The 22,375-nt window shown below is 48.3% G+C and carries 22 protein-coding genes, 1 pseudogene and 1 riboswitch; of the genes and pseudogenes, 5 read left to right on the top strand and 18 right to left on the bottom strand.

Going from position 1 to position 22,375, the window contains the following annotated elements; translation table 11 throughout:
• Positions 1-31 precede the first annotated feature (31 nt).
• Complete coding sequence (rpmB, locus tag AC0VYQ_RS09890) at positions 32-220, top strand: 50S ribosomal protein L28 (protein WP_023468758.1); 189 nt, start codon at positions 32-34, stop codon at positions 218-220.
• Between the two features lie 139 nt (positions 221-359).
• The gene (locus AC0VYQ_RS09895; RefSeq protein ID WP_215115427.1) at positions 360-1,769 is read left to right on the top strand and encodes an amino acid permease; all 1,410 of its coding nucleotides are present in this window, start codon (positions 360-362) and stop codon (positions 1,767-1,769) included.
• A 209-nt stretch (positions 1,770-1,978) separates the two neighbouring features.
• On the opposite strand, the gene AC0VYQ_RS09900 is transcribed toward AC0VYQ_RS09895, so the two are convergent.
• From AC0VYQ_RS09900 to gmk, 13 genes and pseudogenes are all read right to left on the bottom strand, one after another.
• Positions 1,979-2,578, bottom strand: coding sequence for a thiamine diphosphokinase (locus tag AC0VYQ_RS09900; RefSeq protein WP_214892062.1), 600 nt, complete (start codon positions 2,576-2,578; stop codon positions 1,979-1,981).
• A gap of 2 nt (positions 2,579-2,580) precedes the next feature.
• Positions 2,581-3,141, bottom strand: a complete 561-nt coding sequence (gene thiT / locus AC0VYQ_RS09905) for an energy-coupled thiamine transporter ThiT (RefSeq protein ID WP_029330869.1) — start codon at positions 3,139-3,141, stop codon at positions 2,581-2,583.
• 64 nt (positions 3,142-3,205) lie between these two features.
• A riboswitch (TPP riboswitch) is annotated at positions 3,206-3,312 on the bottom strand.
• Between the two features lie 20 nt (positions 3,313-3,332).
• On the bottom strand, positions 3,333-3,989 hold the full coding sequence (rpe, locus tag AC0VYQ_RS09910) for a ribulose-phosphate 3-epimerase (RefSeq protein WP_029330870.1): 657 nt from the start codon (positions 3,987-3,989) through the stop codon (positions 3,333-3,335).
• A 1-nt stretch (position 3,990) separates the two neighbouring features.
• A complete protein-coding gene (gene rsgA, locus AC0VYQ_RS09915) occupies positions 3,991-4,896 on the bottom strand; it encodes a ribosome small subunit-dependent GTPase A (RefSeq protein ID WP_214892066.1) in 906 nt (301 codons plus the stop codon).
• 36 nt (positions 4,897-4,932) lie between these two features.
• Positions 4,933-6,852, bottom strand: coding sequence for a Stk1 family PASTA domain-containing Ser/Thr kinase (pknB, locus tag AC0VYQ_RS09920; protein ID WP_475403491.1), 1,920 nt, complete (start codon positions 6,850-6,852; stop codon positions 4,933-4,935).
• Between the two features lie 2 nt (positions 6,853-6,854).
• A complete protein-coding gene (locus AC0VYQ_RS09925; protein WP_475403492.1) occupies positions 6,855-7,589 on the bottom strand; it encodes a Stp1/IreP family PP2C-type Ser/Thr phosphatase in 735 nt (244 codons plus the stop codon).
• 61 nt (positions 7,590-7,650) lie between these two features.
• Positions 7,651-8,979 carry a 16S rRNA (cytosine(967)-C(5))-methyltransferase RsmB gene (gene rsmB / locus AC0VYQ_RS09930; RefSeq protein WP_214807310.1) on the bottom strand — a complete coding sequence of 443 codons (1,329 nt, stop codon included), beginning with the start codon at positions 8,977-8,979 and terminating at the stop codon, positions 7,651-7,653.
• Positions 8,976-9,896 (bottom strand): methionyl-tRNA formyltransferase, encoded by a 921-nt coding sequence (fmt, locus tag AC0VYQ_RS09935; protein WP_475404753.1) that lies wholly within the window; start codon positions 9,894-9,896, stop codon positions 8,976-8,978. Before fmt ends, rsmB begins: the two co-directional genes overlap by 4 nt.
• A 33-nt stretch (positions 9,897-9,929) precedes the next feature.
• Positions 9,930-10,361, bottom strand: a pseudogene (gene def / locus AC0VYQ_RS09940) (peptide deformylase); the annotation flags it as partial.
• A 9-nt stretch (positions 10,362-10,370) separates the two neighbouring features.
• Positions 10,371-12,695: a primosomal protein N' gene (gene priA / locus AC0VYQ_RS09945; protein WP_214892076.1), complete on the bottom strand. Its 2,325-nt coding sequence runs from the start codon at positions 12,693-12,695 to the stop codon at positions 10,371-10,373.
• Positions 12,692-13,882, bottom strand: coding sequence for a bifunctional phosphopantothenoylcysteine decarboxylase/phosphopantothenate--cysteine ligase CoaBC (gene coaBC, locus AC0VYQ_RS09950; protein WP_475403493.1), 1,191 nt, complete (start codon positions 13,880-13,882; stop codon positions 12,692-12,694). Before coaBC ends, priA begins: the two co-directional genes overlap by 4 nt.
• 56 nt (positions 13,883-13,938) lie before the next feature.
• Positions 13,939-14,142: a DNA-directed RNA polymerase subunit omega gene (rpoZ, locus tag AC0VYQ_RS09955; RefSeq protein ID WP_029330878.1), complete on the bottom strand. Its 204-nt coding sequence runs from the start codon at positions 14,140-14,142 to the stop codon at positions 13,939-13,941.
• 1 nt (position 14,143) lies between these two features.
• Entirely contained in the window at positions 14,144-14,761 is a 618-nt protein-coding gene (gene gmk / locus AC0VYQ_RS09960) for a guanylate kinase (RefSeq protein WP_200872407.1), read from the bottom strand.
• Between the two features lie 169 nt (positions 14,762-14,930).
• Between gmk and AC0VYQ_RS09965 the strand changes: the two genes are divergently transcribed.
• Complete coding sequence (locus tag AC0VYQ_RS09965; RefSeq protein ID WP_475403494.1) at positions 14,931-16,625, top strand: Rqc2 family fibronectin-binding protein; 1,695 nt, start codon at positions 14,931-14,933, stop codon at positions 16,623-16,625.
• A 112-nt stretch (positions 16,626-16,737) separates the two neighbouring features.
• On the opposite strand, the gene AC0VYQ_RS09970 is transcribed toward AC0VYQ_RS09965, so the two are convergent.
• The 4 genes from AC0VYQ_RS09970 to AC0VYQ_RS09985 all read right to left on the bottom strand — a co-directional run bounded on the left by AC0VYQ_RS09970 (position 16,738) and on the right by AC0VYQ_RS09985 (position 19,775).
• Entirely contained in the window at positions 16,738-17,649 is a 912-nt protein-coding gene (locus AC0VYQ_RS09970) for an FUSC family protein (RefSeq protein WP_214765184.1), read from the bottom strand.
• The gene (locus AC0VYQ_RS09975) at positions 17,646-18,545 is read right to left on the bottom strand and encodes a DUF4097 family beta strand repeat-containing protein (RefSeq protein WP_214892082.1); all 900 of its coding nucleotides are present in this window, start codon (positions 18,543-18,545) and stop codon (positions 17,646-17,648) included. The genes AC0VYQ_RS09970 and AC0VYQ_RS09975 overlap by 4 nt, the downstream gene beginning before the upstream one ends.
• A gap of 202 nt (positions 18,546-18,747) precedes the next feature.
• The gene (locus AC0VYQ_RS09980; RefSeq protein WP_475403495.1) at positions 18,748-19,437 is read right to left on the bottom strand and encodes a metal-dependent hydrolase; all 690 of its coding nucleotides are present in this window, start codon (positions 19,435-19,437) and stop codon (positions 18,748-18,750) included.
• A gap of 35 nt (positions 19,438-19,472) precedes the next feature.
• Positions 19,473-19,775: a winged helix-turn-helix transcriptional regulator gene (locus tag AC0VYQ_RS09985; protein WP_214765190.1), complete on the bottom strand. Its 303-nt coding sequence runs from the start codon at positions 19,773-19,775 to the stop codon at positions 19,473-19,475.
• Between the two features lie 107 nt (positions 19,776-19,882).
• On the opposite strand from AC0VYQ_RS09985, the gene AC0VYQ_RS09990 reads away from it, so the two are divergent.
• Both AC0VYQ_RS09990 and AC0VYQ_RS09995 read left to right on the top strand, forming a co-directional pair.
• Positions 19,883-20,374 carry a lactoylglutathione lyase family protein gene (locus tag AC0VYQ_RS09990; protein WP_215115431.1) on the top strand — a complete coding sequence of 164 codons (492 nt, stop codon included), beginning with the start codon at positions 19,883-19,885 and terminating at the stop codon, positions 20,372-20,374.
• 2 nt (positions 20,375-20,376) lie between these two features.
• On the top strand, positions 20,377-21,348 hold the full coding sequence (locus AC0VYQ_RS09995) for a zinc-binding dehydrogenase (RefSeq protein ID WP_475403496.1): 972 nt from the start codon (positions 20,377-20,379) through the stop codon (positions 21,346-21,348).
• Between the two features lie 206 nt (positions 21,349-21,554).
• Here the strand turns inward: AC0VYQ_RS09995 and AC0VYQ_RS10000 are convergent, their stop codons facing one another.
• On the bottom strand, positions 21,555-22,367 hold the full coding sequence (locus tag AC0VYQ_RS10000; RefSeq protein ID WP_475403497.1) for a GNAT family N-acetyltransferase: 813 nt from the start codon (positions 22,365-22,367) through the stop codon (positions 21,555-21,557).
• Between the last annotated feature and the right edge of the window lie 8 nt (positions 22,368-22,375).

Raw genomic sequence — 22,375 nt, forward strand, 5'->3', positions numbered from 1 at the left:
ACGCAAAACAACATAAAAGGAGGCGGAACGCATGGCACGTAAATGCTACGTTACTGGAAAATCGCCGAAGTCGGGAAACAACCGTTCACACGCATTGAACAAAACGAAACGCACTTGGGGAGTCAACGTACAAAAAGTACGTATCCTCGTTGACGGTAAACCTAAAAAGGTTTGGGTTTCAGCTCGAGCTCTTAAATCAGGTAAAGTCGAACGCGTATAAGGCGCAAAAACCGGACGGGAATCTTCCCTTCCGGTTTTTTTGTCGTCTTTTTTATTTTTCTCCTAAAGTAATTGTCGCAGCATTTGAAAACGCTTACAATAAGTTGGCAGTTACTTTATTGCTCAAGGGGGAATTCATCATGCAGTTAAAAAGAGCCATGACAAGCCGACATCTATTCATGATTTCGCTTGGTGGTATTATCGGGACGGGGTTATTTCTCGGTTCAGGGTTGACGATTTCGCAAGCAGGACCACTCGGGGCGGTCCTCAGTTACATCGTCGGCGGAACAATCATGTACTTAACGATGCTCTGTCTAGGAGAGATGGCTGTCCACATGCCTGTGTCCGGTTCATTCCAAACGTATACGACACGTTTTATCGGTCCAGGCATCGGTTTTGCCGTCGGTTGGATTTATTGGCTCGGCTGGGCCGTGACCGTCGCTCTTGAAATCACAGCTGCCGGTAGTCTGATGGATCGCTGGTTTCCACAGGTTCCCGTCGTCATCTGGTGCGCCTTATTTACCGTCATCTTATTCGGATTGAACGCGATCTCTGCGAAAGCATTCGGGGAAGCAGAATTTTGGTTTTCAAGTCTTAAAGTACTCGCCATCCTGTTCTTCATCGGACTCGGGGGAGCCGCATGGTTCGGATGGATTGATATGGCGGCTGAACGACCAGCTACGTTGTTCGCGAACTTCACGGCGAACGGCTGGTTTCCGAACGGGGCTCTCGGCGTCTTGACGACGATGATTGCCGTCAACTTCGCTTTCCAAGGAACAGAATTGATTGGTGTCGCTGCCGGGGAATCGAGTGAGCCAGAAAAATCGATTCCGAAAGCGATTCGTAATACGGTTTGGCGGACGTTTATTTTCTTCGTCCTCTCGATTACAATTATCGGAGCTTTAATTCCGTATGAGTCAGCGAGCGGCATCAGCAGTCCCTTCATCATGGTCTTTGACGCAATCGGCATCCCATATGCTGCAGATTTGATGAACATCGTCGTTTTGACGGCACTCTTATCCGTCGGAAACTCTGGACTGTATGCCGCGACACGCATGCTCTGGTCGATGTCGCAAGAAGGCATGATTTCAAAGAAACTCGCCATCGTCAATCAGCGGGGTGTGCCGATGCGCGCCTTAACGTTCACGATGCTGTTCGCGATGTTATCCTTATTAACGGCATTCTTCGCAGAAGATACCGTCTTCATCTGGCTATTATCCATCGCCGGTCTCGGAGCACAAGTCGGTTGGATCTCGATTTCCGCTTCGCAAATCGCTTTCCGACGCCAATTCATCAAGGCAGGACACACGCTTGACGAACTGAAGTTCAAAACACCGTTCTTCCCAGTCTTACCCATCCTCTCATTCTCACTCAATCTGCTCGTCTTAATCAGTTTAGGTTTTCAAGCCGATCAACGCGTCGCCTTATATCTCGGCGTCCCTTTCTTCCTACTGACATGGGCGAGTTACCATCTCTTCGTCAAAGGGAAACATATTGCTGCCAAAAGCGAACAACAGGCAGCCAGTTCGACACTTCACGACAATCGGTAACTTGTTATCGGACCCTGGATACACCGGGTTAATCTCAAACAGGCGGCTAACTAAATAAGCTGCTAAAAAATCAAAGCGCCGATGATTCCGTTTCACATACGGAGTCATCGGCGTTTGCCATACCTATCTTTTTGTTCATGACGTGTACTTGAAGAACGCATGTCCCGGTCGCATCAGCGAGATATGATGGAATCGCGTCTATCGCGTTTTTATTTTTCATGCGTGCGCAGGACGAGGACTTCCCCTTCGACGACCGTCACTTGCGCAACACCAACCCACTCATTGCTGACCGTCAGCGAACCACCGACCGGAACAGGATGCTCCGTCAAAGGGTATTTGACGCCGCGTAACGTCAAGTTCGACGGGACAAGGGGAATGAATGACAGGTAATGATACCCTTCAGACGCGAGTTCGTACTGACCGGTTTTCCAGTACCGGACATCCTCACGTTTCGTCACGAGTCGTGCTGTCGGGAATTGTTTTAACAAATAGACGTTCTGTAGCGTCATGTCGAGCCGACCACCCGTCGCACCAAAGATGAGTAGTTCAGCACCTGCAGCCTGTTCGGTAGCGTAACGTAACGCTAGTTCTAAGTCCGTTTCATCTTTTTCTGCCGGATGAAGCAATCCACCATCCGGAACGTATCCGAGCGAATCAAAGTCACCAATTGCCACATCAAAATCAAGTCCTTGCTCCACTAATGTCGCAATCCCGCCGTCAACACCGATAATCATCGTCTTGTCTTTCACGAATGGTGCGAGCGTCGGGACGTCTTCTGCCGGTCCTGCCGCAACGATTAAAACTCTCATCTTTAAATACCGCGAGCGGAGTAACGTAAAAGACGTGGTGCTGTCGTAAGCAAAATACCTGCAACGACCCCACATAAAACATACGACGGAGCCATATACGTCGCGTTATAAATGAACGAGTATGGAACGACAGGTCCTTTGGCATACTCTGCAAAAAAGACGATTCCACTGATGACATGACAGATGTAACGTAGACCTGCACCTAACAAGGTCGCAAACAAGACAATCGTCATGAGACGCTTTTTTTGACCTTCTGTTGCTGCTTTTTTGACTTGGCCTGCAAACACTCCACTCAAACCGACGACACCATATGCAAGCGTATAGTCAAGCAGCGGTTGGACGACCGTCAAGACTTGCGGAGCGAACATCAATTGAATCGTTCCGACGAGCGCACCCGTGATGACACCACCAACGACGCCGTGACGAAAGGCCATGACGAAAATCGGTAACATCGCTAAGCTGATGGATCCGCCTTGTGGCATTTTGAACGGAATCAATAAATCAAATACAACACCGAGACTCGCGAAAATCGCAATCTCCATTAACATTTGTAATCGTTTCATACTGTGTTCCTCCTAAAAATAAAATAATGATGACAACAAAAAGGCAGTACGACGGACGCCGTACTGCCTGCGTGCGCCACATCCCTACGTCCGTCTGAACGGAACAGGTTCGAAGGGTTAAAGTCTACTCACTTCTCTCAGCCGCTTGACGCGACACCCCTTGCGGTCAAAATTTAATTGTCTTGGCTCTATTATACGTGAGCCGCGTTTCGAATACTAGTGATGGCTTCCGCATAGTCTGGTGCATTGTAGATTGCAGAACCTGCGACAAGGACGTTTGCCCCATTGTCGATACACAGTTTTGCCGTTTCCGCGTTGACACCACCATCGATTTCAATTTCGAACGTCAAACCGCGCTCTGCTTTGATCATCGCTAATTGCTTCAGCTTCGTCATGACGCTCGGCAAGAAAGCTTGTCCGCCAAATCCTGGATTGACCGTCATCAACAAGACCATGTCGACTTCTTCTAGGACATGTTCAATCGTCGACAGTGACGTGTGTGGATTCAGCACGACGCCGGCCTTTGCTCCAGCCCCTTTAATTTGTTGCAAGACACGATGGACATGATTCGTCGCTTCGACATGGAAGGTGACGATATCCGCTCCTGCCGCTACAAACGCTTCGACGAAGTTTTCTGGTCGATCGATCATTAAATGAACGTCAAGGACCATGTCCGTCTTTTGACGAAGACTACTGAGGACGGGTAGACCAAATGAAATGTTCGGGACGAACTGGCCATCCATGACGTCGAAATGGATGTAATCTGCTCCTGCCGCCTCGACAGCTTTAACGTCTCGTTCTAGGTTGGCGAAATCTGCTGATAAAATAGATGGTGCGATTTTAATCATTTCAATACCTCCGCGCTCGATTCTTGATTTCCTCTACAAACATACCATAATTCGTATAGCGTGAGGACATGATTTCTTCTGCCTCAACTGATTTTTTGACAGCACAGCCTGGTTCGTTTAAATGCAAGCAACCACGGTATTTGCACGTATCTTGCCGTGCGACGAATTCCGGAAAACACCAACGTAATTCTTCGATTTCCATCTCGTGTGGAAAATCGAGGTTCGAAAACCCTGGCGTATCAGCAATCAAGCCCTCTGCAAGCGGAATTAACGTCACATGACGCGTCGTATGCCGTCCGCGTCCGAGCGATTTCGAGATGTGGCTCGTCTCGAGATCGAGCGTCGCATCGAGCGCATTCAACAATGAACTTTTTCCGACTCCCGACTGTCCCGCGAGCACACTCGTTTTTTCTTTGAGTAGCGGACGGACTTCCTCTACCCCTTCTAGCGTCTCACTCGACGTCTCAATCACCTGATAACCGATTTGTCGGTAACCGGCAATCGCCGTCCGGACTTCTGCTTCTGCTGTTCCTTGCAACAAATCCATCTTCGTCAAGATAATGATGGGTTGAATCTCTTTTGCTTCGATTAAGACTAAAAACCGATCGAGCAAATGGGCTGAAAAGTCCGGTTCTGCTGCTGAGACGACAAGCAACGCTTGATCGATGTTTGCGACCGGTGGACGAACCAGGAAATTTTGCCGTTCCTTCACTTCTAAAATGTATCCAGTTTCGCTTTCGATATGCAATACGACCTCATCTCCTACAACAGGACTGATACCACGTTTTCGGAAGTTTCCCCGAGCGCGCGATCGCACCTCGCCCTGCGTCGTCATGACATCATAAAACCCACCTTGTAGACGAATGATCGTCCCGTCCCGATTTTCTTCGATACGATTTTCTGCCATCCCATGCCCTCCTTCAATTTGCGGTTCGTAGCACACTCATTGTTCTGCTTTCGCTTGTTTATAGGTAATCGTTTTCGAGCGATACACTACATCATCTTTATAAATTGTGATTTTTCCTTCTTCGCCCGGATCAATCGTCACCGGAACATCAAATGTTTCATCACTGTCAATCGACTCTTCAATCACTGTACGTTTCCCTTTAGCATCATCCGTCTCGATTCGAATGACTTGCCGCAACGGATCTTCATCCCCTTCACCTACAGCATCGTAGGCTACTTTTTCCGGGAAGGTCGCCGTCACGGTTTGTTCTTCCTCCCCTTTTGAAATAAAGACCGTCACGGAATCGTTCGGCTCGACTTTGACACCCGCTTGCGGAAATTGACGAATGACTTGGTCCAGTTCGACTTCACTCGAAAATTCTTGTTCGAATGTACCGTCGAGACCTGTCGCGTCCAAGTACGCTTTTGCTTCAGCACTCGACATGTTCGTCAAATCCTTCAATTCAAACGCTGACGAACCTTCGGATACCGTGATTGTAATCGTCTGTTCTTTTGCAATCACTTCTGTTCCGGCTGAAATCGATTGCCGGATGACATTGCCTTGTTTGATGTCTTCCGACTCTTCTTTTTCGACATCTACTTTTGAGAACCCAGCATCCTTCAAGATCGAGGTCGCTTTTTTCTCTGTTTCGTCCGTTACATCCGGCACTTCGACCGGATCACTGCCCGACGAGACAACAAGATTGACCGTCGAACCTTTTTTGACGGTCACTTTTGCCCGCGGTGCTTGACTGATGACAAGTCCTTCATCAATCGTATCACTCGATCGCTCAGTCGATTCGACGATAAAACCGAGTTTCTCAAGTTGTTTTTCAGCCTCGTCCGCATCTTCTTTTGCGACATCCGGCACAACGACTGTCGGATCCGGCCACATCGCGAACGTTGTCGCGGCACCTCCGAGTAAGAGGAGGAATACGAGCACAATCCACCATCGCTTTTTTTTCTTTTGCTTCGGTATAACTGTCGCGACCGTAGCTTCTTCTTCTTCCTTGACCGGAGTCCCGGACGGAGCTGAGACTGGACTCAACACCATCGTTTGCTCCATCGGATCTTCCCCGCGAACCCCTTCATCTGCTCGTTCAACAGATAAGGCCGTCACCATATCTTCCCGAAATTCAGCAACGGATTGTTGCCGATCGTGCGGGGCCTTCGCTAGTGCCTGCATGATACAGTTTTCTAGCGCTTGCGGCACGGCAGGATTCAAGACGGATGGCCGCCGCGCTGTATCTTGCAAGTGTTTTAATGCCACGGCAACGGGTGAATCTCCTTCGAACGGGACGTGTCCTGTCACGAGTTCATAAAGGACAGCACCGAGCGAATAAATATCCGATTTTTCATCGGCAAATTTTCCTTTTGCCTGCTCAGGTGAGAAGTAATGCACTGAACCAAGAACGGACATCGTATGTGTCAATGTCGCGTTCGACATCGCGACGGCAATACCGAAGTCCGTCACCTTGACCGTACCATCCTCTCGGACGAGCATATTTTGTGGTTTTATATCCCTGTGGATGATGCGATGGGCATGGGCATGATCAATCGCGTCACAAATCTGACTGATGATTTCAACCGCTTTATTGATTGCGAGCGGTCGTCCTTCACAGTAGGTTTTCAACGTCATCCCATCGATGAACTCCATCACGATATAGTAAATCGAATCCTCTTCACCGACATCATAGACGGCAACGATATTCGGATGGTTCAAACTCGTCGCAGCATGAGCTTCGCGCTCAAAACGTCGGATGAATTGTTCATCATGCGAAAATTCAGTCCGTAAAATTTTGATTGCGACATTCCGTTTTAAGATTTCATCATAAGCTTGATAGACATTCGCCATCCCGCCATTTCCAACTAGCCGTTCTATGCGGTAGCGGTCATTTAATCGATCTCCGTATCGCATATTCAGCCCCTCTTTCTTTCTTTGAAACGGATGGCAGCAACGGTGATGTTGTCTGCTCCCCCCCGCTCATTCGCCTCAAAAACTAATCGTTCAACGATTTGCTCGAGTGGCGCATCTTCTTGTAGCAGCTGTTGTATTACTTCATAAGGGACTTCATCCGTTAATCCGTCACTACAGACGAGGACAATTTCATAATCTGGTGCATCCCGGACTTGGACGTCGACGTCGACGAGTTCGTTCGAGCCAATCGAGCGCGTGATGACGTTTCGACGTGGATGATTTTCGACTTCTTCTTCCGACAGTTCACCTAATTGCTTAAGCATATTGACATAAGAATGATCATCTGTCAGTTGCTTCAGTTGACCTTCTTCAATCGCATAGACTCGACTATCCCCGACATGACCGATAACGAGGAGTTCGTCCGACCAACAGACACACGCCATCGTCGTTCCGACGACGGCCAAGTTTTCTGTCTTGGAGTACTGTAAGATTTGAGAATTGGCTTCCTGCACTTGCTGTTCAATCCAAGAAGATAATTCAGCTGGTCGGCTTGGCATGTCCGCATAAGCATCAGCAAATACTTGATGCACAATCGCGCTTGCCTTCTCACCTGCCGCGTGACCACCCATTCCGTCAGCGACGACGGCAAGCCCTTGTTTTTCATCACCAACGAGTAACACCGTATCCTCGTTTTGCAATCGAACTTTTCCAGTCGTCGTCAGATAAGCTAACTCCATGACCGTCCTCCTCTTCTATCTCACCTACTGTTGATGCATTTAAGAAAATTCAGCGTGCGTGTCATCCTTGCTTTTTAAAGGCTGCGATGTAAAATCCGTCGGTCCCAAGCGTCGTCGGAAGCAACTTGAGCTCTGCCCGTTCTGAAATCAACGCCTGCACGTTTTCTGGCATTCGCCCTTTGAACGACTCATCAAAAACAAACCCTTGGCTTAAGATAAATTCCGTTTGTTGTTCATTTTCGACTGGATCAATCGTACACGTCGAATAGACGAATGTCCCTCCGCGCTTGACGAGTGGAAGAACTGCCTCGATGATTTGTCGCTGAATGACAGGTAACTGTGTTAAATTTTCTGGTTGCTTTGTCCATTTAATGTCGGGTTTCCGGCGGATGACACCGAGTCCAGAGCACGGTGCATCAACGAGAATCCGGTCAAACGATTCTGCATCGAACCGGTCGCCGACTTTTCGTGCGTCGAGGGCTTCTGCTTCTACCGTATCGAGTTCAAGCCGTTCTGCCTGTTTTTTTAGTAATTTAATTTTATGTGTGTGTAAATCAAGTGCCGTCAACGAACCTGTCGTCAATCCTTCAGCAATATGCATCGCTTTCCCACCCGGTGCTGCACAACTGTCGAGTACATGGTCAGACGGTTCTGCTCCGACGGCCCGCGCAACGAGCATCGAACTCTCATCTTGAAGCGAGAGATACCCACGGTCGAGTAAATCCGTTTGTTGGACACTGCCACTGATGATTTCAAGTCCGTCCGGGGCGACGGCGGCTGCTTTAGCAAAGACACCTTGGGCTTCGAGTAATTCGACGGCTTCTTCGACGGTCGCTTTATTCCGATTGACGCGGACCGTGACGGGTGCCGCTTCGTTGTTGATTTGACAAATCTTCAACGTCTCGTCTTCCCCGAACAATTCAATCCAGCGCTCGACAAGCCACTCCGGGTGACTCGTCTCAATGCTGATTCGTTTGCTCGTTGAAGGAATCGTCGAGAAGTCTGGTTTCCCTTGACGTAAAACGTTACGTAAGACACCGTTGACAACTTTTGCGATATGCGGTTTTCCACGCGTTTTCGCGATTTCGACCGCTTCGTTGATGACGGCGTGATCCGGAATCCGGTCTAGATAAAATAACTGATAGACACTCATCCGGAGCAACGGTCGCATGAAGGGATCGAGTTTTTTTTGTGACGCGAGCAACGGATTGAGGATATAGTCGAGTGTCAGTTCGCGGCTAAGCGTTCCATAAACGAGTTCCGTATATAAACCGACATCCGCTTTCGAGATTGCTCGTTTTTCAAGCATCTGGTGGACGGAGATTGTCGAAAATGCACCACCTTGGCCAATCTTTAATAACGTCGTGACTGCAGCATCGCGTACATTCATGCGTCTTCGCCTACTTTCTGTCCGATTTCGAGCGTCTGACCAATCCCACGCATGAAGGTCGCACCATCCATCCGTTTCTTTCCGGCAGGTTGGAGATCGACGAGTTTCAAGGCGATATCCGAGCCCGTCGCAATGACCGGACCATCATTTTCGAGCGCAATGATTTCTCCTGGTGTTCCGGTCCCTTCACACTTCTCAGCGAAGTAGACTTTAAGTCGATCTTTGCCAAGCAATGTATAGGCACTCGGAAACGGATTCATCCCCCGGATGTGGTTATAAAGTTCTTCCCCCGGGCGAGAGAAGTCAAGCCGTTCCCGTTCCCGACTGATATTCGGAGAAAATGTTACATCCTCTTCCCGTTGTGCTTCCGGTGTTAATGTCCCGGCAAATAATTGTGGGAGTGTTTCAATCAATAACCGTGCTCCAGCGTCACTCAATTTTTCGAACATCGTGCCGACCGTATCCCGTTCTTCAATCGGGACGACGATTTTCGACAACATATCTCCCGCGTCAAGGCGATCGACCATATACATGATCGTCACGCCGGTCTCCGTCTCACCATCGATGATGGCTTGGTGAATCGGCGCCCCACCGCGGTACTTCGGTAACAAGGACGCGTGGACATTGATTGCGCCATATTTCGGAGCCTCAAGTACGGCCGACGGAACGATTTGTCCGTAAGCTGCCGTGATGATGATGTCCGGGTTCAGGTCGAGCAGGTCTTGGTAATCCTCGCGAATCTTCGTTGGTTGCAAGACAGGAATCGCGTGGGCAAGTGCGACTTCTTTGACCGGTGTCGGTTTAATTTCGCGTTTTCGTCCGACCGGTTTATCCGGTTGCGAGACGACACCGACGACATTGTACCCAGCATCAATCACTTCACGGAGCGTACTCGCTGCAAATTCAGGCGTCCCCATGAAAACGACACGTGGTGCCGCATCCTGCTCAACGAGTTTATCCGTGAACAACACGCCGTCGAGATGATCCATCTCATGCTGGATTGCACGCGCGAAAAAGCCACTCGCTTTGATTTTGACGCTGCGTCCAAGGCGGTCTTGTGTTTTGACGACGATGTGGTCGAATCGTTCGACAGGACCGAAGACACCAGGCATACTCAAACACCCTTCGTCATCGATTTGCGATCCACTTGATTCGATGATTTCCGGGTTGATCAACTCAATCGGACCTGTCTCGTCATCGGTATGGACAACGGCGACACGGATCGGCTGATTAATTTGTGGTGCTGCGAGTCCGACGCCGTCATACTCATACATCGTGTCGAACATTCGATCGATCATCTTGCCTAACTTTTTATCAAACTTCGTGACGCGTTGACACGTCTGACGCAATACGTCATTTGGAACTTCTACTACTTTATACATACTGCCACCTCACATAAATACGAATGGATTTAAATCCACTGTTACTTGGATCTTTTGTTTGATGCGTAATGCGAGCATCGCGCGGAGTGCCTCCCGCACCTCTTCTTGACCTTTGTGTTTTATAATGACTTGCTGCCGATACATGTTTTTCAGTCGGGCGAGCGGTGCATCGAGCGGACCATTGACGACGAGGTCGTCTGACTCAAGATGTCGTAGTTGTGCCGCAATTGCTTCAGCCTCTGCTTGTGCTTCTAGTGGATGCGCCGCTGAAATCGTTATCAGTCCTAAAAACCAAAATGGGGGATGCCCACCTAGTTTACGTAATTGCATCTCACGTTTATAAAACGTTTCATAATCATGTTGCTTTGCGGTTTGGATGACGTAATGCTCGGGATTGTACGTTTGGATGATGGATTGCCCAGCCAGTTCACCGCGACCGGCGCGTCCGGAGACTTGCGTAATCAACTGGAACGTCCGTTCACTCGCCCGAAAATCAGGAATTCCAAGTGTCGCATCTGCTGCGATGACACCGACGAGTGTGACATTCGGAAAATCTAGCCCTTTCGCAATCATCTGCGTCCCGAGTAAAATGTTTCCCTCGCGTCGTTCAAACGCATTGAGTAACTTTTCGTGTGCGCCTTTACGCGACGTCGTATCTTGATCCATTCGAATGATTTTCGCTTCCGGAATCAAATGTGCCAGTTCTTCTTCAATCTTTTGCGTCCCCGTCCCGAACTGTCGAATTTTTTTCGACGAACAGGATGGACATTCTTTTGGCATCGCTGCCTCGAAACCACAGTAATGGCATTTGAGACGATCGGCTTGTTGATGATACGTCAAGTTGACGGCACAGTGCGGACACTGCAACGTCTCTCCACAATCACGACACAGGACAAACGTCGTATAACCACGTCGATTGAGTAGCAGGACTGTTTGTTCGCCCCGCTCAATCCGTTGTTTGATTCCTTCGATCAGCGGCAAGCTAAACGGTGTCCGGTTCCCGCGCTCGAGTTCTTTACGCATGTCGATGATATCGACCGGAGGCAACTCGCCACCGAATCGTTCCTTGAGCGGTAAATACTGATAGACCCCTTTTTGCGACCGGGCGTATGTCTCAAGAATCGGTGTCGCACTTCCGAGGACGACCGGACAATGATGGAACGCAGCCCGCCACGTGGCGACATCGCGCGTATGGTACCTTGGATTTTCTTCTTGCTTATACGTTGTTTCATGTTCTTCATCTAAGATGATGATGCCGACATTCGTCAGTGGTGCAAACACGGCAGAGCGTGCCCCGACGACGACATCGACTTCCCCTTGCGCAATCTTGCGCCATTCATCGTACTTCTCACCGAGCGACAACCCGCTATGCAAGACGGCGACCCGTTCCCCGAACCGACGCTTGAATCGTTTGACCATCATCGGTGTCAGACTAATTTCGGGCACAAGCAAAATCGCCTGTCGTCCCCGTTCAAGCATCGCGTGAATCGACTCGAGGTAAACTTCCGTTTTTCCACTGCCGGTCACACCATGCAGTAAAAAGGTCGCCGTTTCGTCCGGCGCCGTAATCGCGTCGACCGCCGCCTGTTGATCGTCTGTCAGCATCGCAGGCGTAAAGATATCCTGCGTCAAATGTTCGTAGGGATTGCGATGGATGTCCACCGTTTCGACACTGAGGACACCTTTACGTTCTAGCGTATGGACGATGCTTAATGTCAAATCAAGCTCATGCATGACGTGACTCCACATCGTCTCTTTCTGTTCGATTAAATAGTCCCGCAACAATACTTGTTTTGTCGCTTGACTCGACAATGGTATGGATGGATCGAGCAGGCGAATCCGTTTGTCCGTTTTCGTCGTCTTTTTTTCTTTGACGACGGGGTGAAGCTCAATCTCACCTTGACGTGCAGCGAGTAAGATTTCTTGTTGGACTTCACTCGGGAACTGACTGATTTTTTTACGGTTCCAGTTCGAAAATCGAGCAGTTTCCGTCAAAATCAGTTTATCATAACTGACCTTTAACGCCGCGGGTAACATCGCGAGTAACGCCGTGGCTTGATAACAAAGTGTCGTCTCCGACAGATACGAGGAAAGTTCTAACAATTCCTCCGTATAGGTCGGAACTTCATCAAGAACACGGACAATCGGTTTAATCCGTGTCAAATCGCTTTCTTCCTTTGTCGCGACGACGATTCCTAATAACGCACGCGGTCCAAAGGGTACTTCGACTCGCATGCCGGGAACGACAAGATTCTGCCACAATTCCGGTACTTCATAATCGAACGGTCGGTCGACGGTCGCTGCTGCTACATCGACGATGACTTCAGCAATCATCGTAAGACCTCAGCGAATTGTTCCAGTAAACCTTTCGCTAAATCCGTTTTCAGTTGTTGACCGTAGTGTCTAGCTGGACTATTTTTCCCGAAAACCGTCACTTGGTTTTCGTCACTTGAAAATCCGATATCCGGACGGGAGACATCATTTGCGACAATAAAATCAGCATGCTTTCGCTCTAGCTTTTTCAGAGCGTGAACTTCGACTTGTTCCGTCTCAGCCGCGAACCCGACAAGCACTTGATGCGTCTTCTGCTCACCCAACGTCCGTAAAATGTCCGTCGTCTCTTCGAGTTCAATCCGTAACGGCCCATCGATTTTTTTCTGTTTTTTCGTATATTGAACCGTTGGACGATAATCGGCCACTGCTGCCGCCATGATGACTAAATCTTGTGTCGCATAACGCGTAAGCATCTCATGGAGCATCTCGTCTCCTGATTCAATCGCCACTGTCGTCATCCCGCTCGGCAGTTCGCCTTTAATCGGTCCATGAACGAGTGTCACCGTAGCGCCAAAATCACGTGCTGCTTCTGCTAGCGCAACACCCATTTTTCCGGACGAATCATTTGTTAAGTAACGGACCGGATCAATCCGTTCGATTGTCGGACCGGCACTGACTAATACATGACGCCCGACAAGTGGTTTCGTCTCGAAGAGCCCTTTGATGGTCTCGACTAAATCCTCAGGCTCCGGAAGACGTCCTTTCCCGACCCATCCACAAGCAAGATTACCGACTCCTGGTGCAATCACCTGGACGCCGTCTGCCATCAATTGATCGAGATTTCGGACTGTCGCCGGATGTTCGAGCATATTGACGTTCATCGCCGGTGCGACGACGACAGGACACTTCGCAGCGAGAATCGTCGTCGTGATGAAATCGTCGGCGATGCCTGTCGCGAGTTTGGCAATCAAATTCGCTGTCGCTGGAGCAACGACAATCAAATCCGCCTCATCTGCTAAATCGATATGCGCGATTTTCGAAGCATCATGTTCGATGAAGACATCATCATAGACCGGATTCCGTGTCAATGCCTCAAACGTCGTCTTCCCGACGAATTGTTGCGCATTTTTCGTCATTGCGACTTGGACGTTCGCCCCTGCCTGAACAAGTTTTGAGGCGAGTGCTGCTGCTTTATAGGAGGCAATTCCACCTCCGACGCAGAGTAAGATATTACGATTCGTTAGCATATTGAACTCCTCCTTATTGAAAAAAACAGCCACAATGAGGAGTGGCTGCTTCAAAATTAGTCTTGCGGTTGGTTCGTGACCAATACCTCTCCGAAGTAGAGCTCTTCAAGGGCTTTTCCGACTGGCTTATGTGATTTCGGATTCGCGACTTTCACACGTTTTCCGTCTTGAATTTGACGCGCTCGTTTAGCAGCGACCGTCACGATTGTGTATTTAGAAGGGACTTTCTTTTGTAGCTTATCTACTGATGGATATAACATGTTATTTAACCTCCATGGCTTTTTTATAAAGGGACGCAACGCGTTCCCGACTACAATGTTCCGCAGTAACGATTGCTTGAATCCGATCACACGCTTTGTGAATTTCATCATTCGTCACGACATAATCATAAGCATCCATCATTTCAATCTCTTCTTTTGCAACGAGGAGACGTTGTTTGATGACTTCTTCTGATTCAGTCCCTCGTCCGATGAGACGATTGCGTAATTCTTGAAGACTCGGAGGCGCCAAGAACAAGAAGACCGCTTCCGGGAAGTGCTCCTTCACTTGCATCGCACCTTGTACTTCGATTTCTAAGATGACATCTTTGCCTTCATCTAAGATTTTGTTCACCCAGTCAACTGGTGTACCGTAATAATTCCCAACAAATTCTGCATGCTCAAGTAATTGATTGTTTTCAATCATATGCTCGAACTCATCACGTGTTTTGAAGAAATAATGAACACCATCAATTTCTCCTTCACGCGGTTTCCGTGTCGTACATGACACCGAATAATGCAAATTATTGTCCTCGTCTTCACGTAAGGCACGACAAACCGTCCCTTTACCAACACCACTTGGACCAGATAATACGAGTAATAAGCCACGCTCTTTGAAAATCACTTCAGAACCCCTCCATCTAACAAACTTCACATTGTTTCATATTAGCAGTATAGACAGGAAGTTCGCAAGTAATCTTTTTCTAGCTCGACTGCTTTATCATACCATAACGAAGCCGTTTCTGTTACCTTTAGAAAGTGGAAACGAAATCAGGAAAGAAGGTAATATCATGGCTTTTGATGGATTGATGACGACACGTGTCGTCAACGAACTACAGATGCTCGTCGGTGGGCGGATCAACAAGATTCATCAACCGTACGCACTCGATTTAATTTTTAGCATCCGGGCCGATCGTAAGAACGTCACCCTACTCGCATCTGCGAACGCAATGTATGCACGTTTGCATATGACGAGCGAATCGACGAGCAATCCTAGCGAACCCCCGATGTTTTGCATGATGCTCCGGAAGCATCTAGAAGGTGGCTTCATCGAATCAATTGAACAATTAGGACGGGACCGTGTCATTTTGATGCGTATCCGTTCCCGCAATGAACTCGGTGACGAAGAAGCTAAAAAATTGTACATCGAATTGATGGGACGTCACTCGAACATTCTATTGACGGATGGTCAGGACAAAATCCTTGATGCGATTAAGCATCTTCCACTCAGTCAAAATACGTTCCGGACGATCATGCCGGGACTACAATATCAACTCCCCCCGCAACAGGATAAAGTCGATCCATTGACCGGGGATATTGAAACAGCCTTACATCGTATCGATTGGAACGCAGGTAAGATTGACCGTCAATTACTCGGGCTGTTCAGTGGACTATCCCCACAAATCGCTGAAGAAGTCGTCTTGCGTGCAGGGCTTGCCAATCGAACTTCGCTCGCGGAAGCACTCCGGTCCGTCTTGAACGAACTGGAAGGACCGTACTATTTCCAACGGCTCGCGAGTGGGAAAGAACGGTTTTCGCCCGTTGCCTTACAGCATGGCGAGATTGTCGATGAAAAAACGTTCACGACGAGTGGTGACGTCCTCGATGCCTTTTTCCATCAAAAATCGAACCGCGACCGTGTCAAACAACAGGCCGCGGATTTAGAACGCTTCATTAAGAGTGAATACGAGAAGAACCTCTTAAAACGGACGAAACTCGAACGTGACCTTGCGGCGACTGAGAAGATGGATGAACTGAAGCATAAAGGTGAGCTCTTGACGACCTACTTGTATCAATTACAACGCGGGATGAAAGAAGCGACCGTCGTCGATTATTATGATGAGGACGGGAAAGAAATCACGATTGCACTCGATCCCCGTTTCTCACCGAACGAAAATGCACAGCGTTACTATAAACGCTACAACAAACTAAAGACAGCTAAAGTTGAAGTCGCAAAACAATTGACGAAGAACCAACTCGAAATCGATTACTTCGAGTCGTTACTCGCCCAACTCGAGGTTGCATCACCCGATGATATCCGGGAAATGCGCGAAGAACTCGTCGAAGAAGGCTACTTACGCGAGCGCAGTAAAAAGAAAAAGAAACCGCTCGTCCCAAAACTTGAAGCTTATCAATCTTCAACGGGCATCGCCTTCTTCGTCGGTAAGAATAACAAACAAAATGACTATGCGACGTTCAAATTCGGACGACGCTCCGAAACCTGGTTGCATACGAAAGACATACCCGGCTCGCACGTCATCATTCGGAGTGATGAACCTGATGAAACGACATTAAAAGAAGCTGCGATCGTCGCTGCTTATTATTCAAAAGCACGTGAATCGAGTCAAGTCCCTGTCGATTTCACGGAACTCCGTCATGTCAAGAAGCCAAGTGGTGCCAAACCCGGTTTCGTCATCTATACGGATCAAACGACGTTGTACGTCACTCCGGATGCGAGTCTCGTACAAGCGCTTCGCCTAAAATGATATTTACACGCTAAAAAAGATGGAACATCACTTCAAAGTGACGTTCCATCTTTTTTGGCGTGTTCGTCTTCTTTTACGAAAATATTATGAGACGCCCGCTCGGAGAGAACATCTACTTGATTTTTTCGAGCTGTTCACGGTAATCAAGGAGATGCCCATTGATGATATCCTTCGCTTCATTCACTTCTTCATCAAACGAGAACATTGATTGTTTCCGTTCATGCGAAAAAATCACATCATAATGATGACTCAACAAAAAGTCGATCTCTTGACCGAGCATTTTTTCTTGTTCATCCGTCATCGGGATATCTCGGTGACTGGCGATACTCTCAAGCAGTAACAGTAATTTATCTTCTAAATCGACGAGCTGCTTCAGTTCAATAAACGGTTCACTTTGTCCACTCGTCACGAGCGGATATTTTTGATCTTCTTGAAGCATCAACATCATCTCTTCATGTTTTAGCACTTGCTTACGGACTGCCAGCAGTTTTGCGTCGTCCTTAACGAGACTCCGCCAGTCCTCCATTAATTGTTGCGTCGTTTTTTTAACGAGCAACATCAAACGGTTTTCATAGTGCGGTGGGAAGACGATATAGTTGACGGCGACCGCCGATAAAACACCAACGACCGTCAACAGAGACCGCGTCAAGGCATAATGGACATAATCGGCAGTCGGACTTTCAAACATCAAAACGATGGCAAAGGCAGCAAACGTCGACATGTCCGTCCGACCAATCATCGAGTTGAAGACGAGCGACACGATAACGGCTAACCCAATCGTCAAGGGGTTTGCCCCTAACGTCGCAACGACTACGAGACCACAGACAAGGCCTAAAATCGTTCCGAACACTCGATTAAAGAACATTTTAAAGGAGCGGTGAATCGTCGGTTGCATCGCAACGATTGCTGCGACGGCTCCCATTCCAGAATAGATGTCAAAGACGTACCAAGAGAAGCTGAGCGCAATCGCGACGGCGATCCCTGTCTTAATGGTACGGAGACCGATTCGAAATTGGATGTTCACTCGAGCGTCACCTGCCCGACTTCACTTTCAACCGTCACTTCCGGCTTTTCTTGTTTCGACAGCTCATAAATAACTGCACTGTCGTCTTTTAATTTCGTGTAACGTTTTGCAGCTTTCACGTCTCCATCCGTTTCAACCGTAATTGTCCCAGCGGTTTTTGCAGGATTTAATCGAATCGCTCCATCAATCGTCTTGACGCTTAAATCAAGTTTCACACCATATTCGTCGAGTTTGACACTCTTTCCTGTGATATCAGCATGAACAGCATTCAAATCCTCGATGTCAACAGATCCGCTCCCAATCAATGTCACTTCATCTGCGTTAATTTTGTTCAGACGAATCGTCTCCGCGTCAAGCTGAATCACCTTGGCAAAAACGCCCATCCCTGTTAACGAGGCCGCATCGACATCAATCCGATTCATATAGCTGGGTAAACCAACTTCAATCTCATAATCCCCCGTTTTCAAGCTCGGGCGATTTCCGAATCGGGCCAGCCAGCCGTCACGTCCTGTCACGGTAATCGTATTTCCTGACGTCCCGACTTTTAAGCGTTTTTTACTTGAAGCACTATCGACCAGTTTCAATTGAACATTCCCATCCGTGCTTCTAACGAAGTTGATGCTCGCGTTCGGTGCTTCGATTTGTAATGTTTTATAGCGGTTCGTCGTCTTGAATGTCTCACCACGAGATAAAGAATCTGTCGTAAGTAAGAGTGTCACCGCGTATAGAAGAATAAGGGCTGATCCGACCGAAGCATATAGTATCCACGGACGGCGAACAGGCTTGCGCTGACCAATTCTTTCAAAAGAATCATTTTGTTTTCGTCGTTTTGCTTTTAAACGTGTAAACGTCGACTGTTTTCGTTTTCGTTCTGATCTACTCGTTGTATCGTCCATCCGTTTACCTCCATCCAGTTCACTTCCATTATTCCGAATTTATGATTGTCCTGTCAACATCCTCTCTCCATCATACGAAAATCGTAAATGTCTTGGCATCGGGCGGAAGAATGAACGGCGGTAAAAAAAAGGAAGAAGAAGAATCAGCTGAAATGATTCTCCTTCTTCCTTTTAAGTTAGCGCTAATTTTTCAAAATCTGCTTTACAGTTCAAGCGATTCATCAATCGCTAAAGGATGACCTGTCTGCCCTTGCGCTTCAAGCTCATCACAAAAAGATTTGGCATCTTGTTTGATTAAGTCGAATGTATCGTAATGAATCGGTACAACCGCGTTCGCCTGCAACATATCGGCAGCGATTAAGGCATCTTCCGGTCCCATCGTGAAATTGTCGCCGATTGGTAAAAATGCAAGATCAATGTCATGATGTGCCCCATACAATGCTAAATCGCCGAACAACGCCGTATCTCCTGCATGGTACAGTACCTTATCTTCAATCGTCAGTAAGAAGCCAGCCGGCATTCCCATGTACATGATGGTCTGCTTCTCTTCATCAATGATGCTTGAAGAATGGAAGGCTTGCGTCATTTTTACTTTTCCGAATGGAAATTCAAATTGACCGCCGATATTCATCGGATGAACATTCAACCCTTTAAAACTTAAATACGTCGCTAGTTCATGTGTTGCGACAATCGTCGCGCCCTTCGACTTCGCAATCGTTTCCGCATCCGCCATATGATCGGCATGGGCGTGGGTCAAAAGAATAAAATCTGCTTTGACGTCTTCCGGTTTTGTCATCGCTTTGTCATTCCCACTAAAAAACGGGTCAATCACGATGTGTTGTCCATTCGTTTCAATCGTTACCGTTGACTGTCCGTGATATGTCACTTTCATTTAAAAGACCTCCCCTAACAAATAATCGGAACGAGTTATTTTTTCCCCTCTCCCCAAGCACATAAACCTTTCATCGCCGGTTGAAGCGTAAACGCAGCATCTGTCAGTCGGTATTCGACATGCAGGACCGCTTCATCAAATTCAATCCGTTCGACCATGCCAAGTCGTTCAAGTTCCTTTAATTGATCTGTCAACACCTTCCTTGAGATGCCCGGAATCGACCGATGCAATTCTAGAAAACGTTTAGGACCGTCCTCTAACGTGCAATATAACTGTGGGCGCCATTTTCCACCAATGATTTCGAGCGCTCGATTAACTGGAAATTGTTCTGTCGTCATTACTTTTCGTCTCTCCTTTAAGTAGTTACTTCAAAGTGCGTACTATGCAATCGAGTGTATCGTAAGTTACCGTTAGCGTAAATCAAAAAGCAAAGGAGACAACAAACATGACTTACCCACGTAATTTTTCACACATCGGACTTTCGGTCCCAGATTTAGAGGCAGCTATTAAGTTTTATTCGGAGGTTATGGGATGGTACGTCATCATGGAACCATCTGATGTCGTTGAAGACGATTCCCCAATCGGCGTCATGTGTACGGACGTATTTGGAGCAGGATGGGGCAAATTCCGCATCGCGCATATGGCGACAGGCGACCGAATCGGGATCGAACTCTTTGAATTCCCGAACAATGAACAACCGGAAAATAACTTCGAATTCTGGAAAACAGGTATTTTCCATTACGCGATTCAAGACCCGGATATTGAAGGCATGGTCGAAAAAATTGTGGCTCACGGCGGCAAACAACGGATGCCGATTCGTGAATACTACCCGGGTGAAAAACCGTACCGCATGGTATATTGTGAAGATCCGTTCGGTAACCTCGTCGAACTCTATTCACACTCATATGAATTGACGTACTCCGAAGGCGCCTATTAATCATGAAGGCGTGGCTCAATCAAGAGGGAACATCTATTGAAAATTGGCAGTACCGTGACGTCGAGATGCCGCAATTCCAAGCACATGAAGCGTTGATTCGTGTTAAAGCCGTCGCCCTGAATCCTGTCGATTACAAAGCGACGAACAATCCCGCTTGGACGTTCCCGCACACTCCCGGTGTCGATTTAGCCGGAGTCGTCGAACAGGTCGGTTCAGACGCAGGTGATTTGTCGGTCGGAGACCGTGTCGCGATTCATACGAACCTTCAAAAAAATGGAGCGTTCGCGGAATACGCTGCAGTCGATGCACGGGCACTTGCCCTCATTCCGGAAGACGTCAGCTTTACCGATGCCGCAGCGATTCTCTGCGCAGGGATGACGGCTTATGAAGCGATCCATCAAAAGATGAACACGACGGATAAAGAGACGATTCTCATCCATGCCGGTGCCGGTGGTGTTGGCGGATTCGGCATCCAGCTCGCGAAACGTCTCGGCTTACGTGTCGCGACGACCGCGTCGACTGAAAATCATGACTGGGTCAGACAACTAGGGGCTGACTTAGCGATTGATTATAAACTGGAGAACGTCACCGAGGTGATTCGTGACTGGACGGATGGACGTGGCGTCGATTTAATCTTGAATACGGTAGGCCGAAGAGAAGCGACGGACGATTTAGGACGGCTCGCCTTTTCCGGTCAACTCGCCTATATCGCCGGCGGTCCCGATTTGTCGATCGTCAAACCGTTTACGCTATCGCCGTCAATCCATGAAGTCGCGCTTGCTGCCGCTTACGCGAGTCAAAATGACCGCGCCATCCGCAACCTTGGTCAAATGGCATCGGCATTGCTTCAACTCGTGCAACAGAATGAACTCGATCCACTCGTCACCGACATCATCCCGGCCGATCAATTGGTCGAAGGGCTAAAGCGGTTGGCAGAACGACACGTCCGCGGTAAAATCATCGCGACGTTTTAAGTAGGCAACACCCGAAATTAAAACGCCGATGCTTCCATTTTTCAGACGGTAGCATCGGCGTTTTTATATTTATCATGATTTGATGCATAGCTGTCACACTGCAACATCAGTTTTCATCCCGTGTTGAAAAAATCATTCGCTTCGTCCGCACCAAACAGGAAAAAAGCTTATGTTCCGTTGTCAAAGACAAACAGACCGACTCTCGACTACCGGTATTTATCGGTTTTTGTGATTTGTAACGAGCGACCGACGAGTTGAAAACCGATTGCTTGATAGATTTTATTGGACGTCGGGTTCGACCAGTCCGTATAGAGTGTGATCATCGGGTACGCTTGCTCCAGCAAATAGGTACAGACACGGGCCACGAGATCAGAAGCAAGACCTCGCCCTCTAAGTTCCGGCGGCGTATAGACGTAAGAGACGGTCACGCCTGACGCTGTCGGTCGACTAGCTGACGTCATGGATATGAGACGGTTCCCGTCGAACAGACCAAATAACGTCTGCTTTGAACTATGACGACGGATCGTCTGTTCATTTTGAAGACGATTCCGCTCCGTCACGGCTAATGCACCGGTCTCGCAAATGAAGTCCCATCCGAACGAGACGGCTTGGTCGACAGCCTGTTCGTCAACGATACGAAAAGCGTATTCAAGTTGCGGTGGTCGCGTCACGTGATGTAAGGCATACATTCCTTGATCCATCTTCACACGGTATTTCGTATGCGGAGCAAGAAGCGGCTTGACGAGCGCATGTTCTCCGACATATCCCTTACAGTCAAAAATCCGGGCAAGTTTTCGCATGCTTGGATCCGAAAATGCTTCACCTGCCAAAATCGCCTGTTCTTCAATCGTTTGTAGGATGATGATTTTTCGTTCGTCTTCTTCAGCGATCGCCATCAAAAGTGGCGTATCCCCCCGTTCCAAGATACCGAGCGGCAATTGGTGGACCTCACTGCGCTGTTCAAGGAAAGGAACAGCCACGCGTTTAAAACTCTCATAATCCCGATAATGCGTTACCATCTGAAGCG

The organism is Exiguobacterium sp. QJM3NY_9, assembly GCF_056173545.1.

Coding starts and splice junctions, on each gene's coding strand:
- coaBC (WP_475403493.1), bottom strand. CDS start 13,882: ATGCTAACGAATCGTAATATCTTACTCTGCGTCGGAGGTGGAATTGCC.
- fmt (WP_475404753.1), bottom strand. CDS start 9,896: ATGGGGACGCCTGAATTTGCAGCGAGTACGCTCCGTGAAGTGATTGAT.
- thiT (WP_029330869.1), bottom strand. CDS start 3,141: ATGAAACGATTACAAATGTTAATGGAGATTGCGATTTTCGCGAGTCTC.
- pknB (WP_475403491.1), bottom strand. CDS start 6,852: ATGCGATACGGAGATCGATTAAATGACCGCTACCGCATAGAACGGCTA.
- AC0VYQ_RS09965 (WP_475403494.1), top strand. CDS start 14,931: ATGGCTTTTGATGGATTGATGACGACACGTGTCGTCAACGAACTACAG.
- AC0VYQ_RS09990 (WP_215115431.1), top strand. CDS start 19,883: ATGACTTACCCACGTAATTTTTCACACATCGGACTTTCGGTCCCAGAT.
- AC0VYQ_RS09995 (WP_475403496.1), top strand. CDS start 20,377: ATGAAGGCGTGGCTCAATCAAGAGGGAACATCTATTGAAAATTGGCAG.
- AC0VYQ_RS09900 (WP_214892062.1), bottom strand. CDS start 2,578: ATGAGAGTTTTAATCGTTGCGGCAGGACCGGCAGAAGACGTCCCGACG.
- rpe (WP_029330870.1), bottom strand. CDS start 3,989: ATGATTAAAATCGCACCATCTATTTTATCAGCAGATTTCGCCAACCTA.
- AC0VYQ_RS09925 (WP_475403492.1), bottom strand. CDS start 7,589: ATGGAGTTAGCTTATCTGACGACGACTGGAAAAGTTCGATTGCAAAAC.
- AC0VYQ_RS09985 (WP_214765190.1), bottom strand. CDS start 19,775: ATGACGACAGAACAATTTCCAGTTAATCGAGCGCTCGAAATCATTGGT.
- rsgA (WP_214892066.1), bottom strand. CDS start 4,896: ATGGCAGAAAATCGTATCGAAGAAAATCGGGACGGGACGATCATTCGT.
- AC0VYQ_RS09975 (WP_214892082.1), bottom strand. CDS start 18,545: ATGGACGATACAACGAGTAGATCAGAACGAAAACGAAAACAGTCGACG.
- priA (WP_214892076.1), bottom strand. CDS start 12,695: ATGATTGCTGAAGTCATCGTCGATGTAGCAGCAGCGACCGTCGACCGA.
- rsmB (WP_214807310.1), bottom strand. CDS start 8,979: ATGAATGTACGCGATGCTGCAGTCACGACGTTATTAAAGATTGGCCAA.
- AC0VYQ_RS10000 (WP_475403497.1), bottom strand. CDS start 22,367: ATGGTAACGCATTATCGGGATTATGAGAGTTTTAAACGCGTGGCTGTT.
- AC0VYQ_RS09895 (WP_215115427.1), top strand. CDS start 360: ATGCAGTTAAAAAGAGCCATGACAAGCCGACATCTATTCATGATTTCG.
- AC0VYQ_RS09980 (WP_475403495.1), bottom strand. CDS start 19,437: ATGAAAGTGACATATCACGGACAGTCAACGGTAACGATTGAAACGAAT.
- rpmB (WP_023468758.1), top strand. CDS start 32: ATGGCACGTAAATGCTACGTTACTGGAAAATCGCCGAAGTCGGGAAAC.
- rpoZ (WP_029330878.1), bottom strand. CDS start 14,142: ATGTTATATCCATCAGTAGATAAGCTACAAAAGAAAGTCCCTTCTAAA.